Origin of the sequence: Tolumonas osonensis (genome assembly GCF_014202415.1) — a bacterium.
Classification (GTDB): domain Bacteria; phylum Pseudomonadota; class Gammaproteobacteria; order Enterobacterales; family Aeromonadaceae; genus Tolumonas; species Tolumonas osonensis.
The window spans coordinates 84,185-109,587 of record NZ_JACHGR010000007.1 but is presented as its reverse complement, the minus strand read 5'-3'; the positions used below and the strand labels follow the sequence as shown (position 1 = coordinate 109,587).

The window sequence follows — 25,403 nt, the reverse complement described above, 5'->3', positions numbered from 1 at the left end:
GATTGAATTTTCACGGCTCCGGACTCGGGGCCGTTTTTTTATAAGGTAAGTTAACGTGCTCAGCACCAACAATATCACCATGCAGTTCGGCTCTAAGCCACTGTTTGAAAACATCTCCGTCAAATTCGGCGGTGGTAACCGTTACGGCCTGATCGGTGCGAATGGTTGCGGTAAATCAACCTTCATGAAAATCATGGGCGGCGATCTCGAGCCGACCGGTGGTAACGTGGCGCTCGATCCGAATGAGCGTATCGGTAAACTGCGTCAGGATCAGTTCGCTTACGAAGACAAGCGTGTGCTGGACGTGGTCATGATGGGGCACACCGAGTTGTGGGCAGCCATCCATGAGCGCGATAGCATTTATGCTAATCCGGAAGCGACCGATGATGACTACATGCACGCGGCAGAGCTGGAAGCCAAAGTAGCTGAATATGACGGCTATACCGCGGAAGCGCGTGCTGGTGAGTTGCTGCTGGGTGTTGGTATTCCGGTAGAACAGCATAACGGCCTGATGAGCGAAGTCGCTCCTGGCTGGAAATTGCGTGTGCTGCTGGCGCAGGCGCTGTTCTCCAATCCGGATATCCTGCTGCTTGACGAACCAACCAACAACCTGGACATCAACACCATCCGCTGGCTGGAAGAAGTGCTGAACGAACGTAACAGCACCATGGTCATCATTTCGCATGACCGTCACTTCCTGAACATGGTCTGTACCCACATGGCGGATCTGGATTACGGCGAACTGCGCGTTTATCCGGGTAACTATGATGACTATATGACGGCGGCGACCCAGGCGCGTGAACGTCTGATGGCCGACAACGCGAAGAAGAAAGCACAGATTGCGGATCTGCAATCATTCGTTAGTCGTTTCAGCGCGAACGCTTCTAAATCCCGTCAGGCAACTTCACGTCTGAAGCAGATCGACAAGATCAAGATTGAAGAAGTGAAAGCGTCCAGCCGTCAGAACCCGTTCATCCGTTTTGAACAGGATAAGAAGCTGTATCGCAATATTCTGGAAATCGAAAACCTGAGCAAAGGCTATGACAACGGCCCGCTGTTCAAAGGTTTCAACATGATGATGGAAGTGGGCGAGAAGGTGGCTATCATCGGTACCAACGGTATCGGTAAAACCACGCTGATCAAGACGCTGGTAGGTGAACTGACTCCGGACAGTGGTTCGATCAAATGGTCTGAAAACGCCAAAATCGGCTATTACGCGCAGGATCATGCGGAAGACTTCGACACCGACCTGACCGTATTCGACTGGATGTGCCAGTGGAAACAGGAAGGCGATGACGAGCAGGCTGTGCGCAGCGTGCTGGGCCGTCTGCTGTTCGGTCAGGACGACATCAAGAAAAAGGTCAAAGTGCTGTCCGGTGGTGAAAAGGGTCGCATGCTGTTCGGTAAGCTGATGATGGAAAAACCGAACATCCTGATCATGGACGAACCAACCAACCACCTGGATATGGAATCTATCGAATCACTGAACATGGCGCTGGAGATGTATCAGGGGACGCTGATTTTCGTATCGCATGACCGTGAGTTTGTAAGCTCACTGGCTGGCCGTATCCTGGAAATCACGCCTGAGAAGATCATCGACTTCGGTGGTAACTACGAAGATTATCTGCGTAGTCAGGGTATTGAATAAGCCCGTTCTGCGGATAACAAAAAGCCCGGCTCTGGAAAGAACCGGGCTTTTTTTATGCTGATTCAGTGGGTACGGACAAGTGATAAGACGGTACTTATCGAACCACCGATCCCCACAGATCATATTCATCAGCGTTTTCGATTTTCACTTTAACGATATCACCCGGCTTCAGAGCGGTTTCACCGTTTAAGTAAACGACGCCGTCGATTTCAGGAGCATCGGCAAAGCTGCGGCCAATCGCGCCTTCTTCATCGACTTCGTCCACGATCACGTCCAGTTCACGGCCTACTTTGGCGGCCAGACGACGGGCAGAGATCTTCTGCTGCAGTTCCATGAAGCGGTGGAAGCGTTCTTCTTTCACTTCTTCCGGTACTGGATTTGGCAGTTCATTGGCTTTCGCGCCTTCAATCGGGCTGTATTTGAAGCAGCCAACACGATCCAGCTCGGCTTTTTCGAGGAAGTCGAGCAGCATCTGGAAGTCTTCTTCGGTTTCACCCGGGAAGCCAACGATGAAGGTTGAACGCAGGGTCAGATCCGGGCAGATACGACGCCATTCCTGAATACGTTCCAGCGTACGTTCTACCGCACCTGGACGTTTCATCAGTTTCAGAATGCGCGGGCTGGCGTGCTGCAGCGGAATATCCAGATACGGCAGGATCTTGCCTTGCGCCATCAATGGGATCACATCATCCACATGCGGGTAAGGGTAAACGTAATGCAGACGCACCCACATACCCATTTTTGACAGCTCTTCACACAGTGCCAGCATGCTGGTTTTCACTGGTGAGCCTTCGTAGAAACCGGTGCGGTGTTTTACATCAGCACCATAGGCAGAGGTATCCTGAGAGATAACCAGAATTTCTTTTACACCGGCATTTTTCAAGCGTTTGGCTTCGCCTAATACTTCACCGATGGTGCGGCTTTCCAGATCACCACGCAGGGACGGGATGATACAGAAGGTGCAACGATGGTCGCAGCCTTCGGAAATTTTCAGATAGGCGTAATGCTTAGGTGTCAGTTTCACACCCTGTTCCGGCACCAAACTCAGGAACGGATTGTGTTCTGGTTTCGGCGCGTATTTATGCACGTGGCTTAACACCTGCTCATACGCATGCGGGCCGGAGATCTCCAGCACCTTCGGATGCACTTCGCGGATCTGATCTTCCTTGGCACCGAGACAGCCGGTGACGATGACCTTGCCATTTTCCTGCAGGGCTTCGCCGATCGCTTCCAGCGATTCCTGTACCGCGCTGTCGATAAAGCCACAGGTGTTCACAATCACCAGCTCGGCATTGTCGTAGCTGTTGACGACGTCATAACCTTCGGTGCGTAACTGCGTCAAAATGCGTTCAGCATCGACAAGATTTTTAGGGCAGCCGAGGCTGACAAAACCGATTTTGGAAGGCTGTGTTTTCTGATTCATAGTGTTCAAATATTGCTCAATTTCTGCTGTTGAGAAAAACGCTGCATGATAGCTTTTTGGGATATGGAATACATCTTTTATTGGTGGCAGAAAGGAAAAAAACAGGCGAGGTTTTCTTTGGCAACAAGACTAGAACTGGTCGCAACACCGGCTGGTGGGTAGCGATCAACATCGTGCGATATTTCGATGTTCGACGTATCCAACATGCAAATAATAACTATTTACCTATTTTAAAAACAAATCAGATTTTTGTCATTATTAATGATGAATATGTATTACATAAAATACATGTAATTAAAAACTTTGTTTCTTTATTGCAAAAGTTATAAAAATCTTTGTTTTTATAACCAGACCAAAACAACACAGATAGTAATTCAACATAGAAATATGTGCCATTTGCTGGAGATTTGTTTGATTCCCATTTAAATGTGATTCAGGTCTAAATATCAATATTTTTTATAATTATAACCAATTGATAATTATTGTTTTTATTTTGTTTATCCTGTTATTGTTTTCCGTGTGTACAATTGTCCAGAGATTGTCGCTGTTATGTGATTGCAATGTATTCCCGGAAAAATCAATTTGTGCACATGATGACTTAAACGTCAGCTTATTACTGATTTTCATATTTCCCTATAGAAAGGAGTTATTGCATGGATAAGATTATTCAGTCTCCGGGTAAATATATTCAGGGGGCAGGTGTTATTTCCCGCGTGGGTCAATACGCAAATCCATATGCAAAGAAATTGCTCGTCATCTCGGACGCGTTTGTGCTAGGGCTAATCGAAGGCAAGCTGTCTGACAGTTTCAACGAAAGCAACACCGACTTTGTCATTCAAAAATTTAACGGTGAATGTTGCCGCACTGAAATCGACCGACTGATCACGATCCTGCAAAACGAAGGCTGTGACGGGGTGGTGGGTGTCGGCGGCGGTAAAACGCTGGATACGGCGAAAGCGGTGGCTTACTACAGCAAAGTGCCAGTGGTGATTGCGCCGACAATTGCCTCTACCGATGCGCCTTGCAGTGCCTTGTCTGTTATTTATACCGAAGCGGGTGAATTTGAATCCTACCTGATCCTGCCATGCAATCCGAATATTGTCCTAGTGGATACTGAAATCGTCGCAGGCGCACCTGTACGTTTACTGGCGGCGGGCATTGGTGATGCGCTCTCAACCTATTTCGAAGCGCGTGCCTGTTATCGCAGCCGGGCCAAGACCATCGCGGGCGGTGAATCAACAGAAGCGGCAATGAGTCTGGCTCGTCTCTGCTACGACACGCTGCTGGCGGAAGGACATAAAGCCATGCTGGCCGTAGGTAAAAAAGTGGTCACGGAAGCGGTTGAACGGGTCGTTGAAGCGAACACCTATCTGAGCGGTGTCGGTTTTGAAAGTGGCGGCCTGGCTGCTGCGCATGCTATTCACAATGGCCTGACCGTGCTTCCGGATGCCCATCACTTCTATCATGGTGAAAAAGTGGCGTTCGGTACCCTGGTCCAGCTGATTCTGGAAAACGCACCGGAAGCTGAACTGGAGATCGTTTGCGAACTGTGTACCAAAGTCGGTCTGCCGGTCACATTGGCGCAACTGGATATTAAAGACAATATCGAAGAGAAAATGCTGAAGGTCGCTGCCGCATCGTGTGCGGAAGGTGAAACCATTCATGCCATGCCGTTCAAGGTTACCACCGGCAAAGTATATGCAGCTCTGATCGCAGCCGACCAGTATGGCCAGAACTTTCTCAAGAAAAAATCCGGCTGATTGAAGTAAATATCATTTCGGTCAAAACGGAACAGGCCGGGCAGGACGCAACGGCTTGTTCCAATGAAGTTGAATGCGGAATGAGAGAGCTGTTTTCTTACCGTGAATCAGTCGTTTTTAACCACAGAGAGCGATGGCCGTTTCTTGACTGGCGGCTCTGGTTGCTCGTTCAGTGCTTCTTCATGGATCAGATACTGGAAGGGCTGTGTGTCTACCAGCTCTTTACCATTCAAACCGTTCAGGCAGATCAACTGATCTGTGTTGAATGATATCCGGGTGACCACGTTCTGGATCCGGCATTCAAAGCTGATGGTATTTTCGCTATGCACAAAATATTTCATGGCCATTGGCGTCAGGGACAGCGTCACGAACCAGAGATCATCATCTTTATGCACGTGAGAAACCAGCGGGGCAGGGATCCATGGGCTTAGCTTCATGTCTCCATTGCTATCAAGGCAAGACGCCAACACGATAGCGTGGATGCTTTTCACCTCGTCATTCTGACACATATCTTCATATACGATATCAAACACCGCTGAGTTGATTTTGGCGCATCGGCGGATCTGGTAGTTCATATCTGTCATAACGTCTTCATCCTTTGAGAAAAGCACTGCATCATAGCAGAAAACAAATTATGTGTACTGGATCAAGAATTGCATTATCTCTGGTGTCGAAGCATGAATGTCTATCGGTGTGTAACACATTTGTAACTATGGCTGCCTATGCTGGCTGAACATTAATTGGCTGAGGAGATTTGCGATGATGAATTCACATTTGACTGAAATTAAGAATGCGCATCTGTTTATGGAGTATCTCCGGTGCTCAGGAGTGAAATCTCCGGGATCCCGCAGTGATAACTGGGAATTCGCGGATAAAGAACGTGTACTGGCCAAAATCAGTAAAGACAAGAATGGTGATACCAAATTCTTTATCTGCGCTGCCATGCTGGGCCGCAAATAACAAACATCTCAGTACAACTACTGGAAGCAAGTTCCGACCTGTCACGGCCTGAATCAGATAAAAAAAGCCCCGGATATGACTGTATACCCGGGGCCGAAATTCTGGCATTAATCTGCTTTTCCCCGTTTCCACGCGTGATATTTTTCCACCCATTTCAGTAACAGTTGGGGGACATGCTGACGTTTCCACTCGCCGGCTACATATTTACTGGCTTCCGAAAGTGTCGGATAAATATGAATGGTACCGAGGATCTTGTTCAGCCCGAGTTTGTGTTTCATCGCCAGCGTGAATTCTGCCAGCAGGTCGGATGCATGTTCACCCACAATGGTGACACCGAGGATGTTGTCTTTGCCGGGTGAGGTCAGCACCTTAATGAACCCCTGGGTGGCACTGTCGGCGATCGCGCGATCCAGATCATTAAGATTGAATCTGGTTATTTCACAGGCGATGCCTTTTTCTCTGGCTTCCTGTTCATTCAGCCCGACACGGGCCACTTCCGGGTCAATAAACGTCGCCCACGGGATCACTGAATAATCGACTTTGAATTTTCTGAACTCACCAAACAGTGCGTTGACGGTGGCGTACCATGCCTGATGACCGGCGGTATGCGTGAACTGATAGGGGCCGGCGACATCACCGGCCGCGTAAATATTGGGGTATAAGGTCTCCAGATATTCATTGGTCACCACGGTGCGTTGTGTTTCGATGCCTAATGCTTCCAGTCCGAATCCTGTCAGACGGGCGACACGGCCGACGGCACAGATCAGCTCATCAAACTCAATTTTTTGCTCTGTGCCATTTTGCTCAACCACGATGATTTTTCGCAGACCGTCCCGTTCACAGCGCAGCGCTCTGGTTGAGGTCAGCACGGCGACACCATCCTGCAGTAAGGCTGCTTTGGCTAACGCGGAGATCTCTTCATCTTCCCGGATCATGATCCGGTCGGCCATCTCAATCTGGGTTACGTGCGAACCAAGCCGGGCGAAACACTGCGACAATTCGCAGCCAATCGGCCCGCCGCCCAGAATGACCAACCGCTCAGGCGGGGTATCCCGATTTGAAAACGCCTCCCAGAGGGTGTCGCTGGTGAGATAGCCCGTCTCATCCAGACCGGGAAGGGGGGGAATGAACGGTTTGGCTCCGGTGGCGATGACGATACTGCGTGTGGTCAGACGTTGCATGTGACCATCACTGTACTGAATTTCGACTGTCCAGGGATCCACTATTCTGGCGTAACCTTGCTGCACGTCGACGCCCAGGCCGGTGTAGCGTTCGCTGCTGTCATGCGGTTCTATCCGGCGGATGACATCATTCACCCGCGCCATTATCTGGCGGAAGCTGAACGCGGGTTGCTGACGGAGCAAACCATAATCCTCACCATGCTGGATCTGATGCACCAACCGGGAACTCCTGATCAGTGCTTTACTGGGGACGCAGCCGTAGTTCAGGCAGTCACCGCCCATCTTGCGGGCCTCAATCAGCGTGACTTTGGCTTTCACGGCGGCAGCGATATATGCCGTGACTAATCCGGCAGCACCGCCGCCAATGACCACTAAATTACGATCAAACTGTGAGGGACGTTGCCATTTTGCATAAACGCGTCGGTGTTGCAGTAACTGCAGAAGACGTCTTGCCAGTAACGGAAACAATCCCAACAAGGTAAAGGATGCCAGTAAGTCGGGTGACAGAATGCCCGGTAATCCGGTGAGCTGCGCCAGTTGTGTACCGGCGTTCACATACACCAGCGTACCTGCCAGCATGCCGATCTGACTGACCCAGTAAAAGTTTCTGACAGAAATCGGCGTTAACCCGGCAAGCAGATTCACCAGAAAAAAGGGGAAGATAGGTACCAGACGCAGTGTGAACAGATAAAAGATACCGTCACGTTCTATGCCTGCATTGATGGCTTTTAAGCGTGCGCTGAAGTGGGTTTGAACAATGTCCCGGAACAGATAGCGAGCCGTCAGAAAGGCTAGTGTGGCACCTAAAGTCGAAGCAAAGGAGGCGATGATCGTCCCCCAGGGCAAACCGAATAAGGCACCAGCCGCGATGGTCATAATCGCCGCCCCCGGCAGAGAAAAGGCCGCAATAACTACGTATAACAGGAAAAAGAGCAGGCCGGTTAAAAGCTGAGATTGCTGCTGCCAGTGTCTGAATTCAGCAAGACTGCTTTTTAGCCCGTCCAATGTCAGATAGGCGTTCAGATCGAAAAGAAAAAAGGCCGTTATAACGAGGACTATGGCTCCGGTAAGCACGATTTTTTTCATTCAGGCGCTCTCTTGGGTGATATGTAGCTATAGTCGAATTACACGCATAAAAGTTAATACGTATTGAATGCCTCGGAGGGATCGATGAAATTTACTCTGCTTTCCGGTTTAGTTGCATGTCTGTTTATGACCCAGGCTAATGCGCTGGATGATTGGTCAACGATTGAGGCTCAGGCAAAGGATCAGACGGTTTATTTCAATGCCTGGGGAGGCAGTGAGGCGACTAATAACTATCTGGCGTGGGCCGCGGCTGAGGTAAAACAGCGATATGGTTTGACGGTTAAGCACGTCAAGGTGACTGATACGGCAGAGATAGTGAAGCGTATACAGACCGAGGTTGTCGCAGGGCGTAAAAAAGAGGGCGGATCAGTCGATCTGTTGTGGGTTAACGGTGAGAACTTCCGGATCCTGAAGCAGGCACATTTGTTGTTCGGACCCTGGGCAGAGCAGATCCCGAACTGGAGATATGTTGATTTGCAAAAACCGGTACAGGTCGATTTTTCTGAGCCTACAGCCGGATTAGAAAGCCCCTGGGGAACGGCGCAGTTAACCTTTATTGCCGATAAAACTCAAACGCCGCAACCGCCACGTTCTGCTGCGGAATTGCTCATTTTTGCTAAAAATAACCCGAAGCAGGTGACCTATCCGAAACCGCCAGACTTTCACGGGACGACATTCCTCAAACAGTTATTGCTTGAGCTCGTTCCGGATGCTGCCTTACTGCAAAAACCAGCCGTGTCAGCGTCATTCAATGAGGTCACAAAACCGTTGTGGGCCTATCTGGATCAGTTGCACCCGTATCTCTGGCGTAACGGTAAAGCCTTTCCGGCAAGTGCAGAAGAGATGCATCGCATGCTGGCAGACAAAGAGCTGAAGCTTTCACTGACGTTTAACCCGAATGAGGCGGCTAATCTGATTGCTAACCGGCAGTTACCGCCGACCGCATACAGTTTTGGTTTCACGAACGGCACGATTGGCAATGTGCATTTTCTGGCGATACCGGTGAATGCCCAGGCGAAAGCCGGGGCGATGGTGTTTGCCAACTTTCTGTTATCCCCCCGGGCGCAAGCGCGTAAAGCAGACATCAAAATCTGGGGCGATGGCAGCGTTCTGGATCGCAATAAACTACCCAAAGGAATGCAATCCCTATTTGGCATAACGGCACCGGGTGGCCTGGCCGAACATGTTCCGGTACTTGTTGAGCCCCATGCAAGCTGGGTGGATGCACTGGAGGCCGAGTGGTTAAAACGTTATGGCTTTCGCTGAAAGCTAACTGGCCGGGAAGAATGCAACACCGGTATTTTTCAATCGCGCCGTGGATAGCGATATTGCTGGTGTTGCTGGTTTTTTCTCCGTTGCTGCCCGGATTATTCTGGGTGTTGCAGCCTGTATTCAAGTGGGATGTCTGGCTGGCGCTGTGGCAGGATCCGCAGTGGCCGGAGGCCGTGAGGACAACGCTTTTCTCCGCACTACTGGGGAGTGTACTGGCGTTGCTGATGGCACTCGGTATTGCGGTACAATGCTATCCGGGGCATCGCTGGTGGCGGATCCAGCAGCGCCTGCCGCTGTTTCTTTCCATTCCGCATGTTGCCTTCGCCATCGGGTTTTCCTTTCTGATTGCGCCTTCCGGCTGGATCGCCCGGGCGATCGCACAGTTCACCGGCTGGATTTCACCTCCCGGCTGGATCACCGTGCACGATGACTATGGCATTGCACTGGCGCTGGCATTAGCCGTCAAAGAGTGCGGTTTTATGCTGTGGGTGTTGTTTGCGGTATTGAGTGAGCAGGCCATTTCACGGCAAATGACACTGGCCCGCACCCTGGGTTACCGCCCGGTGCAGGTCTGGTGGTTTATTTTGTTGCCGCAATTAATGCCGCGGCTGGGCTGGCCCTTTGTTGCGGTACTGGCATATGGTTTGTCGGTGGTCGATATGGCGATGATTCTGGGGCCGACCAATCCCCCCACGCTGGCAGTCCTGATTTCACAATGGCTGACCAACCCATCACAGATGATGCAGGCACAAGGCGAGGCGGCGGCGTTAGTCTTGCTTGTATTATTGCTCTGTCTGGTGGTCGCTGGCCGTGGATTATGGCGCTGCCGGTTGGTTTTCTCTCCGTATCCCTCTGGTCATCGTCAGTCGGTGTCTAGCCGGTTTGTTTTGTCGTTACACCCGCTTATCTTTGGAATGGGGCATCTGGTGTTGCTGTTCCTGGCAGTCTGGTCATTGGCCGGAGCCTGGTTTTTCCCGCAATTATGGCCGGAAGAGCTCACCTTCCGGGTCTGGTTGCAGGCCAGTTTTGAACCGTTTTTCACTACGTTATGGCTGGGTATTCTTGCTTGTATTCTCTGTCTGCCGATCACGCTGTGCTGGTTGGAGTGGGGACCTCAACGCTACAACGCCTTGTTGTATATCCCTCTGATCATTCCGGCTATGCCATTGATCGCGGCACAATATGCCGCCTTATTGCATCTGAGGCTGGATGGTACCGGCGCGGGTGTAGTCTGGAGTCATCTGGTCTGGGTCTTACCCTATATGATTTTAACGCTGGTGGGGCCGTACAAGGCTTTTGATCCCCGCCTGCTCACGACGGCCAGAGCGCTGGGTTTTTCACGTTTAACCGCCTGTCTGACCGTGAAATGGCCGATGTTATTCCGGCCAGCCATGGCATCACTGGCGATCGGTTTTTCAGTGAGTGTTGCGCAGTATTTACCGACACTTTTCGCTGGTGGGGGCCGGTTTAATACGGTGACGACCGAAGCCATCGCGCTGAGTGCTGGTGGCAGCCGGCAAGTGCTGGCGGTACAGGCATTATTGCAGATATTGTTGCCACTGGTGGTGTTTGCGATTGCGGCCTGGTTGCCTGTCTGGTTAAGCCGTAACAGAAAAGGGTTGTGCTGATATGCTGGAAATCAAGAAGCTGAATCTCTCGCTGGGAACGAACGTCATTCTGGCTGATTTCAGTCTGCAGGTCCCGGCCGGGGCGATCGTCACTGTGATGGGCGTTTCCGGTTCAGGAAAATCGACGCTGCTGAACTGGCTGATTGGCGATCTGCCTTCTGCATTTACGGCCAGTGGCGAATTATGGCTGAATGGTATTCGTCGTGATCAATGGCCTATTGAAAAGCGGCATATCAGCATTCTGTTTCAGGATGATCTGTTATTTCCGCATCTCAGCATCGGGCAAAATCTGGCTTATGCGTTACCGCCCCGTTTTTCAGGGCGTTCCGCCCGCAGGAAACAGATAGATCAGACACTGGCTGACGTCGGGCTGGCCGGTTTTCATGATCGGGATCCGGCGACCTTATCCGGCGGGCAAAAAGCGCGGGTGAGTTTGTTGCGGGCGTTACTGGCCGAACCGGAAGCGCTGCTGCTCGACGAACCGTTTGCAAAACTGGATACCGTCTTGCGGCAACAATTCAGGGCGTTTGTCTATGAACGGATCAACCATCTGCAGATCCCGACTTTGCTGGTGACGCACGATCCCGCTGACATACCGCCCGGCGGTTTAGTCATTGAAATTGGCCATGGAGGTACTACCGATGTTTGATCGTCAGCTGATTACTGCGGCCCGTCAGCCATTGCAAAAAATAGCATCCGGGCTGCTCGCATCCGGCATCACGGCCAATCAGATGACGGTAGCCGGTTTTATTGCCGGGTTAACGGCAGTCCCCCTGATCATCACCGGACATACGATATGGGCACTACTCAGCATCCTGCTCAATCGTCTGGCGGATGGATTGGACGGTACCATGGCCCGGTTAACCGGTCCCACGGATCGGGGCGCTTTTCTGGATAGTGTTTTCGATTTTCTTTTTTATTCCGCGATCCCGCTAGCCTTTGCATTTGCTGCGCCGGAGCAAAATGCCTTGGCCGCCGCCACGCTGATTTATAGTTTTGTCGGTACCGGTTGTTCGTTTCTGGCATTTGCGGTGCTGGCCGCGAAACGGGGGATAACCAGTATGGAATACCCGGATAAGGGATTTTATTATCTGGGTGGATTGACCGAGGGCACGGAAACGATTTTGCTGTTTGTCGTGATGTGTCTGTTTCCCGCCTGGTTCCCGGTTTTGGCGTATGGTTTTGCGGCGTTATGCCTGCTGACAATCATTTCCCGGATTGCCACAGGCATACGGATTTTTACGCCGTAACAGCAGACTGGCTATTACTTAAATAACTTTTCATATTCACTATAACCTGCTTCTTTCAGTTTCTCGGCCGGAATAAAACGCAGCGCGGCAGAGTTCATGCAATATCGCAAACCGGTAGGGGCAGGACCATCCGGGAAGACATGTCCGAGGTGAGAATTACCCAGTCTGCTGCGCACTTCAGTGCGGGTCGTAAACAGCGTGTTGTCTTCGGTTTCGGTAATGTTGCCCGCCACCAGTGGCTTGGTAAAACTTGGCCAGCCTGTTCCGGAATCGAATTTATCGGTTGAACTGAATAACGGTTCGCCGGAGACAATATCAACGTAGATTCCGGGTTTCTTGTTATCCCAATAGATATTATCGAAAGGCGGTTCAGTGCCGTTTTCCTGCGTAACCTTGTATTGCAGCGGCGTCAACTGCGTTTTCAGATCCACTTTTGGCTGTGTCCCGGTAGGATCAAACCAGATGCCATCCCAGGTTTTATGCAGAAAATCATCACGACCGGAGCGTGAGCGGTAGTATTTATAACGGATCGGATTTTTCTTGTGATAATCCTGATGGTATTCCTCCGCGCGCCAGAATGCGGGAGCCGCCAGAATTTCAGTCACAATCGGCTGACTGAAAATACCGCTGTTCGCTAGCCGTTCTTTGGATTGTTGCGCCAACTGTTTTTGCTCGTCGTTATAGACATAAATGGCCGAGATATATTCATGCCCTCGATCGACAAACTGACCATCCGCATCGGTCGGGTCGATCTGATGCCAGAAGGTGTTGAGCAACTGGTTGTAAGTAACGAGTTTCGGGTCATATGTGATTTGCACCACCTCGGTATGACCACCCCGGCCGTAATTTTCATACGTCGGATTTTCAGTGGTGCCGCCGGCATAACCGGACACGACCGAGATCACCCCATTGAATATTTCAAACGGGCCGGTCATGCACCAGAAACAGCCGCCGGCGAACATGGCTTTTTCTGTTGTGCCGGATGATGTCTCCGGAACTGCCGGCGTTTTGGTTTGTTCGGTGGCGGCAGGAAAACTGATGGCTAAAAGCAGCATAGCTAATAGACCAGAGTATTTAAGAACACGTTTCATATTACTTACCTCCAGCTGTCAGCCGGCATTAACACATCATTTGCTGATGCACTACAAACCAATGAAAATGGTTCTTAAATGATATAAACGTAGCGAGGTAGGAAATAAGATCACCCCCAAACGACGTTATTACGATAACGCTGTGTCACCGGCGTTTTGTCTGTGACAGCTACAGCAAGTCTGTTCTCGATCGACTATTCTTCTCAGTAGATATCGTCTGTTTTAGCTGAATCAGCCTGGGGTTTTCCATGGAAGGATTCATTGTCTTAGCTATTCTGTTGTTGCTCGTTACGCCGCTGGTGATCATATTTATGTTGTATGAGCTCAGGAGCCGGCAAAAACAACTGCAGGATGAAATCCGATTTTCTCTGGGGAATATTGAGTTCAGGCTGAATGAAAATAAAAAACTACTCCATGAATTATCACAACGTTTAACCCCGGCTGCGCCTGAATCATCCCAACCCATAACACCAGAAACATCGCAATTTGCCGCGGAAAAGATACCAGAGTCAGCGGTGGTGCCTGTTGTTATTCCCCCGTCATTGGGTGTGCAGCAACGAGAGCCCGGACAACCCCCAGAATCTGAGCAACCCGCCGAATCTGAACAGGCAACCCAATTTGAACTGCCAGTCCGGCAGCCACCCGCCACGCCGGGTCGTTTTGAAACAGCGGCAAGAGAGATCCTCCGGGAAATCTGGAACTGGATCATTGTGGGGGAAAGTCACCGGCCCCAGGGCACCAGCATGGAATACGCGGTTGCCAGTAACTGGTTGCTGCGTATCGGGGTGTTGATCCTGGTATGCGGCATCGGATTCTTTCTTAAATACTCGATTGATAATGATTTGCTGGGTGAACAGGCGAGAGTGGCCTTATCTGTCCTGACCGGGGTCGCCATGATGGCCGGCGGAGTGCGTCTGGTGAACGGTAAATATCATCTGCTGAGTCAGGGGCTGCTCGGTGGTGGTATTGCCGTGCTTTATTTCAGTGTGTTTGCCGCATTCAGTTTTTATCTGTTGCTGGATGTTTATTTAAGTTTTCTGCTGATGAGTCTGGTCACCGTGAGTGCGGCGGTACTGGCGGTCCGGCTGGATTCGGTACTGGTCGCTATTTTTGCCATTATCGGTGGTTATTGCACGCCGCTTTTACTGTCGACCGGACAGGTCAATTTCATTGGTTTATTCAGTTATATGCTGTTACTAGGTTGCGGCATTCTGACAATCAACTGGTTCAAGCAGTGGTATTTGCTGAATTTTCTGGGTTTTGTCTTTAACTACCTGCTGTTTTTTGGTGCAATGCAGAGTTATCAGAACAGTGATTTCTGGCGTGTCCTGCCGTTTCTGACTGCTTTCTTTGTGATGTATTCCACCATGGTTTTCCTGTTCTGTCTGGTGAACCGGGTGAAATCCACGTTGCTGGATCTGCTGGCGTTGATCATCAATGCGGCCCTCTTTTTTGCTACGGCCTACCATATGATTGATGCGGCATATGGGCAGATATGGGTCGCCTTGCTGACGGTATCCCTGGCGGCGTTTTATGTGGGACATATCTATTTTTGTCTTTCCCGGCATGTGGTTGATCGGGAGTTATTGCTGAGTTTTATCGGGCTTTCCGCATTCTTTGTCACGATCACGCTGCCGATCTTGCTGTCCAGAGAGTGGGTGACCGTCAGCTGGTCGTTGCAGGCGCTGATCATGCTGTGGATGGCCGGAAAAATCCGCAGTGCTTTCTTACAGCAGCTCGCCTTTTTGTTGTATCTGGTTGTGCTGATCCGGCTCGTGTTTTCGGATCTGCCTGACCAGTATGTGCTGGCGTTCAGCAACGAGATGCCGTTTGGTGACTATCTCCTCGGCCTGCTGGAACGTCTCGTTCGCTTTGGTATTCCGGTGATATCGCTGGGACTGGCCTACCGTCTGACGGAGCATCCGGCGCCGGAATCGGCACTGACCTGCGAAGCCGGCAATGATATTCCTTTACTGTATGACCGTTCCCGGTTGTTACCGGCAGCGCTGATTGTCGCGGCCGGCCTGTTATTTCTGATCTTGCAACTGGAGCTGTACCGCAGCTTCGGATATCTGTATCCGCCGTTGAAAATGCCGGTGGTGACACTGGTGTGGGTCGGGGCCGGCCTCTTTTTCCTGCAACGTTATCTGCGTCAGCCGGCGGACTGGTTGTTGCTGGTCTTGGTGCTTTTGATGGCCGGCATTTTGCTGAAGGTTCTTCTGTTTGACCTGCTGTCGTGGGATCTGATCATGGGGCAGTTTGCGGTGAATGACGCTGGCTGGACGATCCGCTATGGCGGGATTTATTCCTTTGAACTTGCCTTGATGCGGTTGCTGGATTTCGCTGCCCCCATCGCGTTTTTATGGTTTGCCTTGATCAGGCTGAAAGATAAACCCGGGATAGATGACAACATCAGAGCGGGGCTGGGTGGGGCGGCGCTGATTCTACTGTTTATATTCCTGACGTTAGAAATCAACTCCATGCTGTATCAGTATGTGCCGGGATTACGTTCCGGTGGTGTTTCCATTCTCTGGTCCGTGTTTGCCTTAAGTCTGGTATTCAATGGTATTAAACGCCGGATCTCCCTTTTCCGCATGACGGGGCTGGGGCTGTTTGCGCTGGTGGCCTGGAAGGTGTTCTTCATCGATTTGGCCAGACTGGAACAGGTTTACCGCATTCTGGCCTTCATCGTTCTGGGGATTTTGGTCTTGTTCGGTGCTTATTTTTATATGCGCTATCGTCAGACATTTGCCGGGCAGGTGGAGAGCCAGACGGATAAAGAGAAACCATCATGATGAACAAAATCGTGCTGTTTTGCGGCCTTGTGACCACTTTACTGGCGTCTGCGGCAGAGCTCCCGGCGAATAAGTTCAGCCGGCAGATTCATTATCCGGAGTCAGCGCAGCAGCAACTGCTGGCCGTCTCGCTGGATGAGCCTGTTTATGCCGCCAGTACCCCGGGTTTTAATGATCTGCGTCTGCTCGATCAAACCGGTGCCGAAACGCCTTATCTGTTGCAGAAAATAGCCGAACGTAAAACCGTCACACAACATTTGCCAGTCAGCAGTAAAACCCAGACATTGCAGAAATCCGGCGAAGAGGGAATCGAGATCAGGCTGGAATTAGACAAAAAAGCGGATACAGCAGAAACAGCAGATGGCCTGACCGTGGTGACCAACCAGCGGGATTTTGAATATTCACTGCAGATTTTTGGCTCGGATGACGCGCGGGACTGGCAATTACTGGTGGATAACGGGCTGATCTATGACTATTCCCGCTTCATGAATTTCAGCAGCCGGGACATCGCTTTACCGGCCAACACGTTCCGGCATTTCAGGATCATTATTGCCAAGCCAGTGCAGAGCCGTGCCGGCGAGTTAATGCTGCTGACACAGACCAGAGAGGACGGTGAAGCGCTGAAACGCAGTGAACAGATCGCATTGCATCAGCGACCGCTGCATATTGAACGGATTGATTTCTGGCACAGTAAAACAGAGGACTTGCCGGAAACAGAGCAACGCTTTGATTATCCGATCAGTCAATTTACCGTCACTCAGGATACCAGGCAGAAAACCACGCTGGTGGATATTGAAGGCAATCAGTTGCCGCTGAATGGCTTTAAACTGACGTTTGATACCGCCAACTTTAGCCGTCAGGCTACGCTCCGGGTTCCATCATCCCGTGGTACGGCATCTTCTATGCGCACGATCGCCAGCACCCGGCTGGAGGCGTTACATTTCGGGGAACTCAGTCTTGATAACACGACGGTTTCCTTTCCTGAACAAAGGCAAAAAAATTACCGGATCGTGATTGAAGATCTGGATAACCCGCCGCTGACGATTAAAGGCATAACCGGTATCGGTCCCCGTTATCAGTTAGTGTTCCTGTCTCAACCTGAGCATACTTACCAACTGAAATATGGCGCCGCTAGGGCAGATGCGCCACGGTATGAGGTTGCCTCCATCGAGGCACTTTTGCGTCGGGGGTATCAGGGTACCGCCGCCAGTCTGGATCCTGCGGTGGTTTCTGAAAGGACAGACGACAGACTGATGTTGCCGGCCTTTCTGAACAGTCGGCTGTTTCTGGGGTTAATGATCGGAGTCATGGTGATTGTTCTGGGCTGGATCCTGTTCCGGGTCGCCGGACGGATCAAGTAATGACCCGGGTCATAACAGTAAGACGATGTGCGGCACAAAAATAATCAGCGCAATAATCACTGCACCGATTGCACTTAACAGTACGGCACCGGCCGCGACATCCTTGGATTTTTTTACTAACGGATGAAAGTCGGGCGAGGCGACATCACACAGGAATTCAAAGGCGGTGTTTAGTGCTTCCGAAACCCAGACTGCCATGATCGCCAGGATCAGAAAACACCATTCCGTCGCGTTGACGGAAAGAACCGCAGCGACTAAAACAACGCAGACCGTGGCAAACAAGTGCACCCAGGCATTGTGTTCGCTTTTCAGCATCTCGGTGACACCTCGTACGGCATGCCGGATACTCTGTACTCTTTTGGCGACGGAAAAGGTTTCTGGCTGATGAGTTAAAGACATGTTGTTGTCTCCTGTTACTGTTATTGCAGCGAAAGCACATAAATATAACCATCGCTGAAAAACGGATCGCCGGTAAAGTTATAGCCAATCTCTGATTTTCGGATTTGTATTTTCAGACTGGCCGAGACCTTGTTCATCTGCAGTAAATCCTGATAGAGCTGCTCTCTTTCGGCATTTAAATCGGGGGTGATAACCGGAATAATTCCCCATTTAAAGCCTTTGTCCGCACTGACCATGCCGACATAGAGTTCTTTTTCATCCGGCGATTTATAATTCGTATGCCATATTTTGAGGTAATGTGAATCTTTCAGCCAATTGGCATTGGTTAGCTTTCTGAAAGCGAAATCCTGAATCCGGGCATCCCAGAAAGAGGGATAAATCGGCGCCGCAGGATAAGCCTCTTTTGATATCAACGACTTTATTGACTCTGTGAATGACGAAATATCAGCCTGATCAATTAACGTCCAGCCGGTTTTCTGTAATGCCGAAATAAGCGTTTGTTTATTGGCTGAGATGAATATGAAGCTGATCGGTTCCTGTTTTCTGCCAATAAGGTCTTCCGTATATTTAAGCTGTTCCGTTTTAAATATCCGGCTGTCTTCGGTAATAACCAGTGCGCTTTTAACCGGGGGTGATAAAAGCGGCGGATGATAGTGGCTGGCGAAAGCGCCATAAAACAGCAGCGCACTGATAACTAATACCACGGTAATAAAACGCTTTTTACTGGTGGCAAGCCGGACAGAACGCGCGGAACTGGTGTGTCTGAGCCATTCAGAGAGCGTAACGCCCATGATCAGCCACATTGCACCGACCAGATAACCACTCCAGATATCGCTGATATAATGAACACCGAGGTAGACCCGGCTAAATCCAAGCAAAAGTGCAAGGACAGCAGTTGCAAAAAAGATATTTACCTTATGCGACCAGTCATGCGTGGAACGGACAAACAGATAACCGAGAAAGCCATAAATTGCGACGGCAATCGTGGCGTGACCACTGGGAAATGAGAAGGAGTTTTCCAGATAAACCGCGAATTCGGGCCGTGCCCGCTGAAAAGCCAGTTTCCCCAGCCAGGTAAATGAAAGACTGCCAAGCGTTGAAACCAGAAACGGGTAGATAAGATATTTTTTATGCCAGACAAACAGGATGGCGATGGATGTCGTCACCACCACGGCAATAATTTCTGCTTTTCCAAGCAATGTGATCCAGGTGAAAAACGTCGTCAGCGTGTCATTTCTGAAAAGATAAAACAGGTAGGCAATACGGATATCTGCCGCCGTAATCGCATCAGATGTAATAAAGTCCTCAACGATGCCGGCAAACAATGCTGTGACATAAAGAAAAGCGAGTATAAAAATAGACAAAGGCCGGCCGGTAAAAACGGCACTGTCCATTCTGGCGCTGATAAAAGCGATCAGTCCGGGATGCTGTTTTGCCCATGAAATCATGCGTTTGTTTTTTATTACCATGATTTTTAAAGCGTGCAGAATGTTATGCGCGAGATGTAATAATCGTTCTCCCTTTTTTATGACGATCCATTTTAAAACCAGCGTGAAGAATACAAACGCGGAGGCAAACGGAATAAAGAGACCGGCACGGGATAGCCATAACTCGGCCAGATTGGCGGAGTGCGCAAAGAAGTAACCGCTCAGCAGACAAATGAGAACCCAGCCAATCGCCCCGGAAAAATCACAGAGCATAAAACCGGTTTTGCTGATATCTGAATTTCCCGCAATAAACGCGGTTTTCTCTTTCGTTCCGGGAATAACGCGACCGAATAACAGCCCCTTCAAGCCGTAGGTTTTCACAAACAGCCGGGTTTGCTCCATATCGATCAGTTTAAACAGTCTGCCTTGCGGTTTTTGCCTCTGGCTGCCATATCGCTTTCCCTGATAGTAATTCAGGCTGTCGCTGAGAAGAGTACCGGCAACAGAAAATCCGATCAGCGTATGAACATCAAAATGGTCGGTGGCGGACAAAATACCCAACAGGAAGAGAATGAATGACCCCGGAATAATCAGACTGATACCCAGAGTGGTATCCAGAAAGGCTGCAAGAAAAGCAATCCAGTAGCCACCGCTGAGAAAGAGGTCTGTGAGTGCAAACAGGCGACTGATGATATCTGCTGCCATGTGCGGTCCTTACCGGAATCTGCCCGGCGCTCATTTCTTATGGCTGCATGCTGCGCCGGTTCGATAGCCATAACGTGCCTGACAGCAAGCCCAGAAATAGCAGCAAGTAAACCAAGACCAGCCCTGCGCTGGCACCATCAATCCAGAGCCCATACAGATAACCCGCCAGTGTACTGAACAGTGCGACCCAGGCGACGTAAGTCCAGGTTTTCAGGTAGCCGATAATTGCTGCGGTGATCAGGATACTCTGCAGGCTGAGTTCCGGGTCGGCCATCAGATAGGCCAGCAGGGGGCCGCGATGCATGCCCAGGCTGAGGAACATCTGGGCAATGGGCACTTCCACCAGCGTCGGGAAGTACATGAAGACACCGAATATTACCCCGGCCAGATTCCCGGTTACCGTGTTCTGTCCAGCCAGGGCTTCTATCCATTCCGGGCGGATTAGTTCCCTGATCACGCCGACCAGAAACACACCGATCACCAGCAGAGGGAAAATCTGTTTCACAAATTTCCAGGATTCCCATAACAGTTCCCGAACCTGATCTTCCGTAAATCGGTTTCTGAGTATCCAGCCGAGAGACAGCAGCGACAGCAAAACACCAATACACTTCCCGTTAATCAGGATATCCAACCCGGTGGTATGGGGCCGCATGCCGACGGCAGCTACCAGTAGGGTTGTGCTGAGTAAAATCAGCGAAGTCCATGTCCAGCGGTTAAAGCCATCAAAAATCGTTTCAATCCCTTTCCAGGAAGCCAGCCCAATCAGCAGCAACAGCATAATCAGCAAAGCCCCCTGCGCGCTGACACCTTCACCGCCGCGAGCCGGATCAAAAGGGATCAGCTGAAACAGATAGTTTTGCAGGCTATCAAGGCCACTCACCGGGATGGTGACGGTGGCGTAAATGTCGGTCAGCAGCGGCACCTTGAGCGTTCCGGCTAGCAGCAGGGCGATCAGCAGTAGCAGAAAGACCAGGGCGCTGCGCTGCATTTTTCCTTGTGTGGCAAACAGCGCATCAGTGGCCTCATCATGTTCTTTATCGGATTGCCGGAAAATCAGTGCCATGATCAGGCCGATTCCGATGCCGAAAGCCAGTGACAGCAGCAAGCGGGCAAACGCGAGATCGACCCCGATAATGCCGCCGGTATAGATCAACGCCAGAATATTGGCCGCCGGGGCAAAGAACAGAAAGGTAATCGCCGGACCTAAGCCGGCCCCTTTTTTATATATTCCGGCAAAAAGCGGCACAATGGTGCAGGAACAAACCGCCAGTACCGAACCGGCCAGTGCTGCCGCCGGATAGGAAATGTATTTGGGCCGGTCACGTCCCAGAAAGCGGGTAATGGTTTCTTTGGGAATCAGCGCTGTCATCGCGCCGGCAATGTAGAAAGCAGGGAGCAGACAAAGCAGGACATGTGCAGCCAGATAGGAAGCCAGATTACCCAGTCCGCTGAAAAACAGATGTAAGGAAAAGGATAATATCTCCATCTTGCCCTCCTGCCTGGTCGCTATTGTTGCTGTGCCGCTTTCAATCCGGCCTGAATGATGAGCGCTTCCGGTATGCTTTCGTAGACAGTGTTATCTACTTCCAGCGTCCGGCAGTTTTCATCACCACAGGCGGCGCAGCACTGACTTTGTCCGACCGAAGCATCAAGCCATTCCTCCAGCGGTTTGTCCCCGATCCAAATCCGGTTCGATTCCTGAGGCTGCACCTTAAACTCATGCTCGGTTAACGATTGTGTCCGTAGTACCGGCTCAATGCCAAGCGGAGCCAGTTGTTCCCGCAGCTTTTCAACAGCGCGCAGCATTTCCATATACGTGTTACCGCAACGCTCACAGGTCTCGCCATCGGCAGTGACAAGGCGCTGCCAGACAATGGGTAATATTTTCTTCATCGCAACGCCTCGTTTTTCTGGTTAACCGCAGCAACTGGTGTTGGCAGGCATTTCTACCGCCGTCGGGTCGCCCTTGATCGGGAATTGCCGGAAGACCCATTTCGCCATTCCGCCGGACATATTGAAAACCCGCTCATACCCGTGATACATCAGGAAATACGTGGCTTTCAGGCTTCTTGTGCCGTGATTGCTGGCGATGATCAGATCTTTATCTTTGGGTAATTCCGAAAACCGGGTTTCAAATTCACTGAATGGGATCGTGATCAGGCCGGGTACATCAAACGACAGTCTGGCAATTTCGTCCTGTTCACGGATATCGACCAGCACGGCGCCCTCTTTTAACCGCTTTTGTGAACGGGTAGGGCACACTTCTTTTGCATCTTCCATCGTCGGATTCCTTATGCTGCAGTAAACCACTGTCTGATTTTGTCTTTGGCCGGAACGCCACCGGAATGGACCACTTTGCCGTCAATCACCACGCCCGGTGTTGATAAAACGCCATAGCCGACAATCTCTTTGATGGATTCCACTTTCTCCAGTTGTATTTCGACGCCACACTCCTGAGCGACCTCATCAATCAGTTTGGCGGTGGTTCTGCAATTGGCGCATCCGGGACCCAGTACCTTGATATTTTTCATTCTATTTCCTCATCACAAACAAGCATCACATCACTAAATTGAAAACATACCCGACCACAATAATGCCGCTGGCAACCACCGCGACAAACGTGATGATCAGGCGCATTTTGAGAACATTACGCAGGATCACCATCTCCGGAAAAGAGAGCGCAATGACACTCATCATGAAAGCCAGTACCGTACCTAACGCAGCGCCTTTCGCCAGCAAGGCCTGAACAATCGGGATCACACCGGCGGCGTTGGTATACATAGGAACACCGATAACAACCGCCAGTGGTACTGACCACCAGGCTTCTTTCCCCATGAAGGAGGCCATGAAATCTTCCGGTACATAGCCATGAATGCCTGCACCGATGGCGATACCTGCTAAAATGTAAGGCCAGACCTTGCCCACAATATTCCGGACCGCGCTGAATCCGCTGCTGATACGGTCAGCCAGTGTCAGCGTATCGTCCTCTACACTGAATTGGGTTTTGGGTATTTCCTGTACCCAGTCTTCAAGATACTTTTCCATTCCGAGCCGGCCAATGACCCAACCGCTGACAATGGCAATACTGAGTCCTAACCCCATATAAAGCATAGCTGTTTGCCAGCCAAACAAGCCGAATAACAATGTGAGAGCGACCTCATTTACCATCGGGGCGGAAATAAGAAAGGAGAAGGTGACACCGAGCGGTACGCCAGCCTGCACGAAACCAATAAACAACGGGACGGCAGAGCAGGAACAGAAAGGGGTCACGATACCCAGGGTTGCCGCCATGATATTGGCGATACCTTCTCTTCGTCCGGCTAACAGCGCACGGGTGCGTTCCGGGGTGAACCAGGAGTTAATCATGCCCATGACAAATACGATGCCGGTCAGCAACAGCAATACCTTGGGCGTGTCATAGAAGAAAAACTGCAGGGCGCCGCCCAGATGACTCTTCCTGTCTACCGGTAATGCCGCGACCAGTGATTCCGATACCGGAATGAGTGTTTGATACAAGGCAAACCAGACCGAGCCTGCAAGCAGCAGGAATAACAATGGTTGTTTTTGGGGAAATGCTTTTACAGCAACGACAGCGTTCATGAATACTTCTCTGTTTTTTATTCAACTCACAAAGAAGACGGCGGAACTGCAAAAAGACGCAGCGGATTCTGAAAAATAACGGAAATTATTTTTCGCGGGGGGTGAAACAGCAGACTTGTCCCTGATTATCCAGAACGACTTTGCAGGAGTGCAGCAAGCCATCACGCAGACGTTTTCGGGCCCGCTGGATGCGGGATTTGGTGGCGGATAAGGAGAGCTGGTGGCCGGTGGCATAAGTCTGCAATGGCATACCTTCAATATCGCAACAGCGAATGATATCACTGTCATTCGCACTGAGCTCGCTCAGTACCCGTGGCAGGCACTGGGTCAGATCATCGACAACCGCCACCATCTGCTCTTCCGTTGGCAAGTCTTCCGGCAGGGGGACGAGCCGGGTATTTTTCCGGTACCGGTCGATCAGATAATTCCGGGCTACCTGAAAGAACCAGGCGCGAGGATTGCTGATCTCGCAAAAGGCGTGGCCCTGCGCGATAGCCTTAAGAAAGATGTCATGGAGCGAGTCGGCCGCCTGTTCCTGGTCAGCCAGTTGTCGCAACAACCAGTGACGCAGCTCTTCTTCATTGGTATGCCAGGCCCTGAGTACACAGGGCGGAATGGCGGATGACTCTGACATCTTGTTAAGGCTCCGGACGATTTTGCGGTTATTTTACACCTTGTTCGTACCAGCCTTTACTCTGATTCACGATTCTCACGACCAGCAACATCACCGGGACCTCAATCAGCACACCGACCACCGTTGCCAGGGCCGCACCGGAATGAAAGCCAAACAGACTGATAGCCGCCGCCACCGCCAGCTCAAAGAAGTTCGATGCGCCAATCAGTGCGGATGGGCAGGCCACCGAATGTTTTTCACCAACCTTGCGGTTCAGCCAGTAGGCGAGGGCCGAGTTGAAAAACACCTGGATCAGAATCGGTACCGCCAGCAGAGCAATAACCAGTGGCTGACTTAGAATCGCATCGCCCTGAAAGGCAAACAGCAGCACCAGCGTCAGCAGCAGCGCGGTAATGGACCAGGGCTGAACGGTGTTCATCACTGCGTCGAAATGAGCCTGACCCTTGGCCAGCAACACGCGGCGCAGGATTTGCGCCATGATCACCGGAATAACGATATAAAGTACCACCGAGGTCAGCAGCGTATCCCAGGGTAGGGTAATGCTGGATACACCAAGCAGCAGGGCGACAATCGGAGCAAATGCCACCACCATGATCAGGTCGTTCAGTGCAACCTGCGACAGGGTGAAGTAAGGATCGCCGTTTGTGAGGCGACTCCAGACAAACACCATCGCTGTACAAGGCGCCGCAGCCAGCAGGATCAGCCCGGCGATATAACTGTCGATTTGTCCGGCGGGCAGCCAGGATGAAAAGAAGACACGAATAAACAGCCAGCCAAGAAATGCCATGGAAAACGGTTTTACCAACCAGTTCACAAACAGCGTGACACCGATACCGCGCAGGTGGCTTTTCACCTGATGCAGTGCAGAAAAATCGATTTTCAGCAACATCGGGATGATCATCACCCAGATCAACAGACCCACCGGCAGGTTCACTTTGGCAATTTCCATCGCACCGATGGCTTTGAATACCGCTGGGAAAGTCTGACCCAGCGCAATTCCTACGACGATACAAAGAGCGACCCAGGCTGTGAGGTAACGTTCAAAAAAGCCGATGCCAGCATCCTGTTCGGCGTCTGTACTGATTTCATATTCTAACGACATCGTGTTCTCCTGATTTGTCATCAAATCCCGGCATGGTTTTTCCTGAATTTATGATTCAATATTACAAGAATTATTGAAATG

At 50.9% G+C, this 25,403-nt stretch carries 22 protein-coding genes; 9 read left to right on the top strand and 13 right to left on the bottom strand.

Features of this window, described 5'->3' with window-relative positions; genetic code table 11:
* Positions 1-55: 55 nt before the first annotated feature.
* Complete coding sequence (locus HNR75_RS10830; RefSeq protein ID WP_188026990.1) at positions 56-1,648, top strand: ABC-F family ATPase; 1,593 nt, start codon at positions 56-58, stop codon at positions 1,646-1,648.
* Positions 1,649-1,742: 94 nt separating this feature from the next.
* On the opposite strand, the gene rimO is transcribed toward HNR75_RS10830, so the two are convergent.
* The gene (gene rimO / locus HNR75_RS10825) at positions 1,743-3,071 is read right to left on the bottom strand and encodes a 30S ribosomal protein S12 methylthiotransferase RimO (RefSeq protein ID WP_188026989.1); all 1,329 of its coding nucleotides are present in this window, start codon (positions 3,069-3,071) and stop codon (positions 1,743-1,745) included.
* Positions 3,072-3,724: 653 nt separating this feature from the next.
* Between rimO and gldA the strand changes: the two genes are divergently transcribed.
* Positions 3,725-4,831: a bifunctional L-1,2-propanediol dehydrogenase/glycerol dehydrogenase gene (gene gldA, locus HNR75_RS10820; protein ID WP_188026988.1), complete on the top strand. Its 1,107-nt coding sequence runs from the start codon at positions 3,725-3,727 to the stop codon at positions 4,829-4,831.
* Between the two features lie 107 nt (positions 4,832-4,938).
* Here gldA and HNR75_RS10815 read toward each other — a convergent pair whose 3' ends face one another.
* Positions 4,939-5,415 (bottom strand): hypothetical protein, encoded by a 477-nt coding sequence (locus HNR75_RS10815; protein WP_188026987.1) that lies wholly within the window; start codon positions 5,413-5,415, stop codon positions 4,939-4,941.
* Between the two features lie 175 nt (positions 5,416-5,590).
* Here HNR75_RS10815 and HNR75_RS10810 point away from each other — a divergent pair, with 175 nt between their 5' ends.
* A complete protein-coding gene (locus HNR75_RS10810; protein ID WP_188026986.1) occupies positions 5,591-5,791 on the top strand; it encodes a hypothetical protein in 201 nt (66 codons plus the stop codon).
* 107 nt (positions 5,792-5,898) lie between these two features.
* Here the strand turns inward: HNR75_RS10810 and HNR75_RS10805 are convergent, their stop codons facing one another.
* Complete coding sequence (locus HNR75_RS10805; RefSeq protein ID WP_188026985.1) at positions 5,899-8,058, bottom strand: FAD-dependent oxidoreductase; 2,160 nt, start codon at positions 8,056-8,058, stop codon at positions 5,899-5,901.
* Positions 8,059-8,142: 84 nt separating this feature from the next.
* Here HNR75_RS10805 and HNR75_RS10800 point away from each other — a divergent pair, with 84 nt between their 5' ends.
* Genes HNR75_RS10800 through HNR75_RS10785 form a run of 4 tightly spaced genes read left to right on the top strand, consistent with a single transcriptional unit; the run spans position 8,143 to position 12,208 of the window.
* Positions 8,143-9,324: an ABC transporter substrate-binding protein gene (locus tag HNR75_RS10800; protein WP_188026984.1), complete on the top strand. Its 1,182-nt coding sequence runs from the start codon at positions 8,143-8,145 to the stop codon at positions 9,322-9,324.
* Entirely contained in the window at positions 9,297-10,958 is a 1,662-nt protein-coding gene (locus tag HNR75_RS10795) for an ABC transporter permease (protein WP_188026983.1), read from the top strand. Before HNR75_RS10800 ends, HNR75_RS10795 begins: the two co-directional genes overlap by 28 nt.
* A gap of 1 nt (position 10,959) precedes the next feature.
* Positions 10,960-11,607 (top strand): ATP-binding cassette domain-containing protein, encoded by a 648-nt coding sequence (locus HNR75_RS10790; RefSeq protein WP_188026982.1) that lies wholly within the window; start codon positions 10,960-10,962, stop codon positions 11,605-11,607.
* Complete coding sequence (locus HNR75_RS10785) at positions 11,600-12,208, top strand: CDP-alcohol phosphatidyltransferase family protein (RefSeq protein ID WP_188026981.1); 609 nt, start codon at positions 11,600-11,602, stop codon at positions 12,206-12,208. Before HNR75_RS10790 ends, HNR75_RS10785 begins: the two co-directional genes overlap by 8 nt.
* A gap of 14 nt (positions 12,209-12,222) precedes the next feature.
* Here the strand turns inward: HNR75_RS10785 and msrB are convergent, their stop codons facing one another.
* Positions 12,223-13,299, bottom strand: coding sequence for a peptide-methionine (R)-S-oxide reductase MsrB (gene msrB, locus HNR75_RS10780; protein ID WP_188026980.1), 1,077 nt, complete (start codon positions 13,297-13,299; stop codon positions 12,223-12,225).
* Positions 13,300-13,547: 248 nt separating this feature from the next.
* Between msrB and HNR75_RS10775 the strand changes: the two genes are divergently transcribed.
* Complete coding sequence (locus HNR75_RS10775) at positions 13,548-16,094, top strand: DUF2339 domain-containing protein (RefSeq protein ID WP_188026979.1); 2,547 nt, start codon at positions 13,548-13,550, stop codon at positions 16,092-16,094.
* Positions 16,091-17,455, top strand: coding sequence for a hypothetical protein (locus HNR75_RS10770; protein ID WP_188026978.1), 1,365 nt, complete (start codon positions 16,091-16,093; stop codon positions 17,453-17,455). The genes HNR75_RS10775 and HNR75_RS10770 overlap by 4 nt, the downstream gene beginning before the upstream one ends.
* A gap of 9 nt (positions 17,456-17,464) precedes the next feature.
* On the opposite strand, the gene HNR75_RS10765 is transcribed toward HNR75_RS10770, so the two are convergent.
* The 9 genes from HNR75_RS10765 to arsB form a co-directional block, all read right to left on the bottom strand.
* Complete coding sequence (locus HNR75_RS10765) at positions 17,465-17,854, bottom strand: diacylglycerol kinase family protein (protein WP_188026977.1); 390 nt, start codon at positions 17,852-17,854, stop codon at positions 17,465-17,467.
* Positions 17,855-17,874: 20 nt separating this feature from the next.
* Positions 17,875-19,986 (bottom strand): LssY C-terminal domain-containing protein, encoded by a 2,112-nt coding sequence (locus HNR75_RS10760; RefSeq protein WP_246358892.1) that lies wholly within the window; start codon positions 19,984-19,986, stop codon positions 17,875-17,877.
* Positions 19,987-20,023: 37 nt separating this feature from the next.
* Positions 20,024-21,472 carry a permease gene (locus tag HNR75_RS10755; RefSeq protein ID WP_188026976.1) on the bottom strand — a complete coding sequence of 483 codons (1,449 nt, stop codon included), beginning with the start codon at positions 21,470-21,472 and terminating at the stop codon, positions 20,024-20,026.
* Between the two features lie 20 nt (positions 21,473-21,492).
* Positions 21,493-21,879 (bottom strand): DUF2703 domain-containing protein, encoded by a 387-nt coding sequence (locus tag HNR75_RS10750; protein ID WP_188026975.1) that lies wholly within the window; start codon positions 21,877-21,879, stop codon positions 21,493-21,495.
* 21 nt (positions 21,880-21,900) lie between these two features.
* The gene (locus tag HNR75_RS10745; RefSeq protein ID WP_188026974.1) at positions 21,901-22,266 is read right to left on the bottom strand and encodes a rhodanese-like domain-containing protein; all 366 of its coding nucleotides are present in this window, start codon (positions 22,264-22,266) and stop codon (positions 21,901-21,903) included.
* An 11-nt stretch (positions 22,267-22,277) separates the two neighbouring features.
* Entirely contained in the window at positions 22,278-22,517 is a 240-nt protein-coding gene (locus tag HNR75_RS10740) for a thioredoxin family protein (protein ID WP_188026973.1), read from the bottom strand.
* A 25-nt stretch (positions 22,518-22,542) separates the two neighbouring features.
* The gene (locus HNR75_RS10735; protein WP_188026972.1) at positions 22,543-23,586 is read right to left on the bottom strand and encodes a permease; all 1,044 of its coding nucleotides are present in this window, start codon (positions 23,584-23,586) and stop codon (positions 22,543-22,545) included.
* Positions 23,587-23,671: 85 nt separating this feature from the next.
* Positions 23,672-24,220 carry a sigma-70 family RNA polymerase sigma factor gene (locus HNR75_RS10730; RefSeq protein ID WP_188026971.1) on the bottom strand — a complete coding sequence of 183 codons (549 nt, stop codon included), beginning with the start codon at positions 24,218-24,220 and terminating at the stop codon, positions 23,672-23,674.
* A gap of 28 nt (positions 24,221-24,248) precedes the next feature.
* Positions 24,249-25,322: an ACR3 family arsenite efflux transporter gene (gene arsB, locus HNR75_RS10725; protein WP_188026970.1), complete on the bottom strand. Its 1,074-nt coding sequence runs from the start codon at positions 25,320-25,322 to the stop codon at positions 24,249-24,251.
* Between the last annotated feature and the right edge of the window lie 81 nt (positions 25,323-25,403).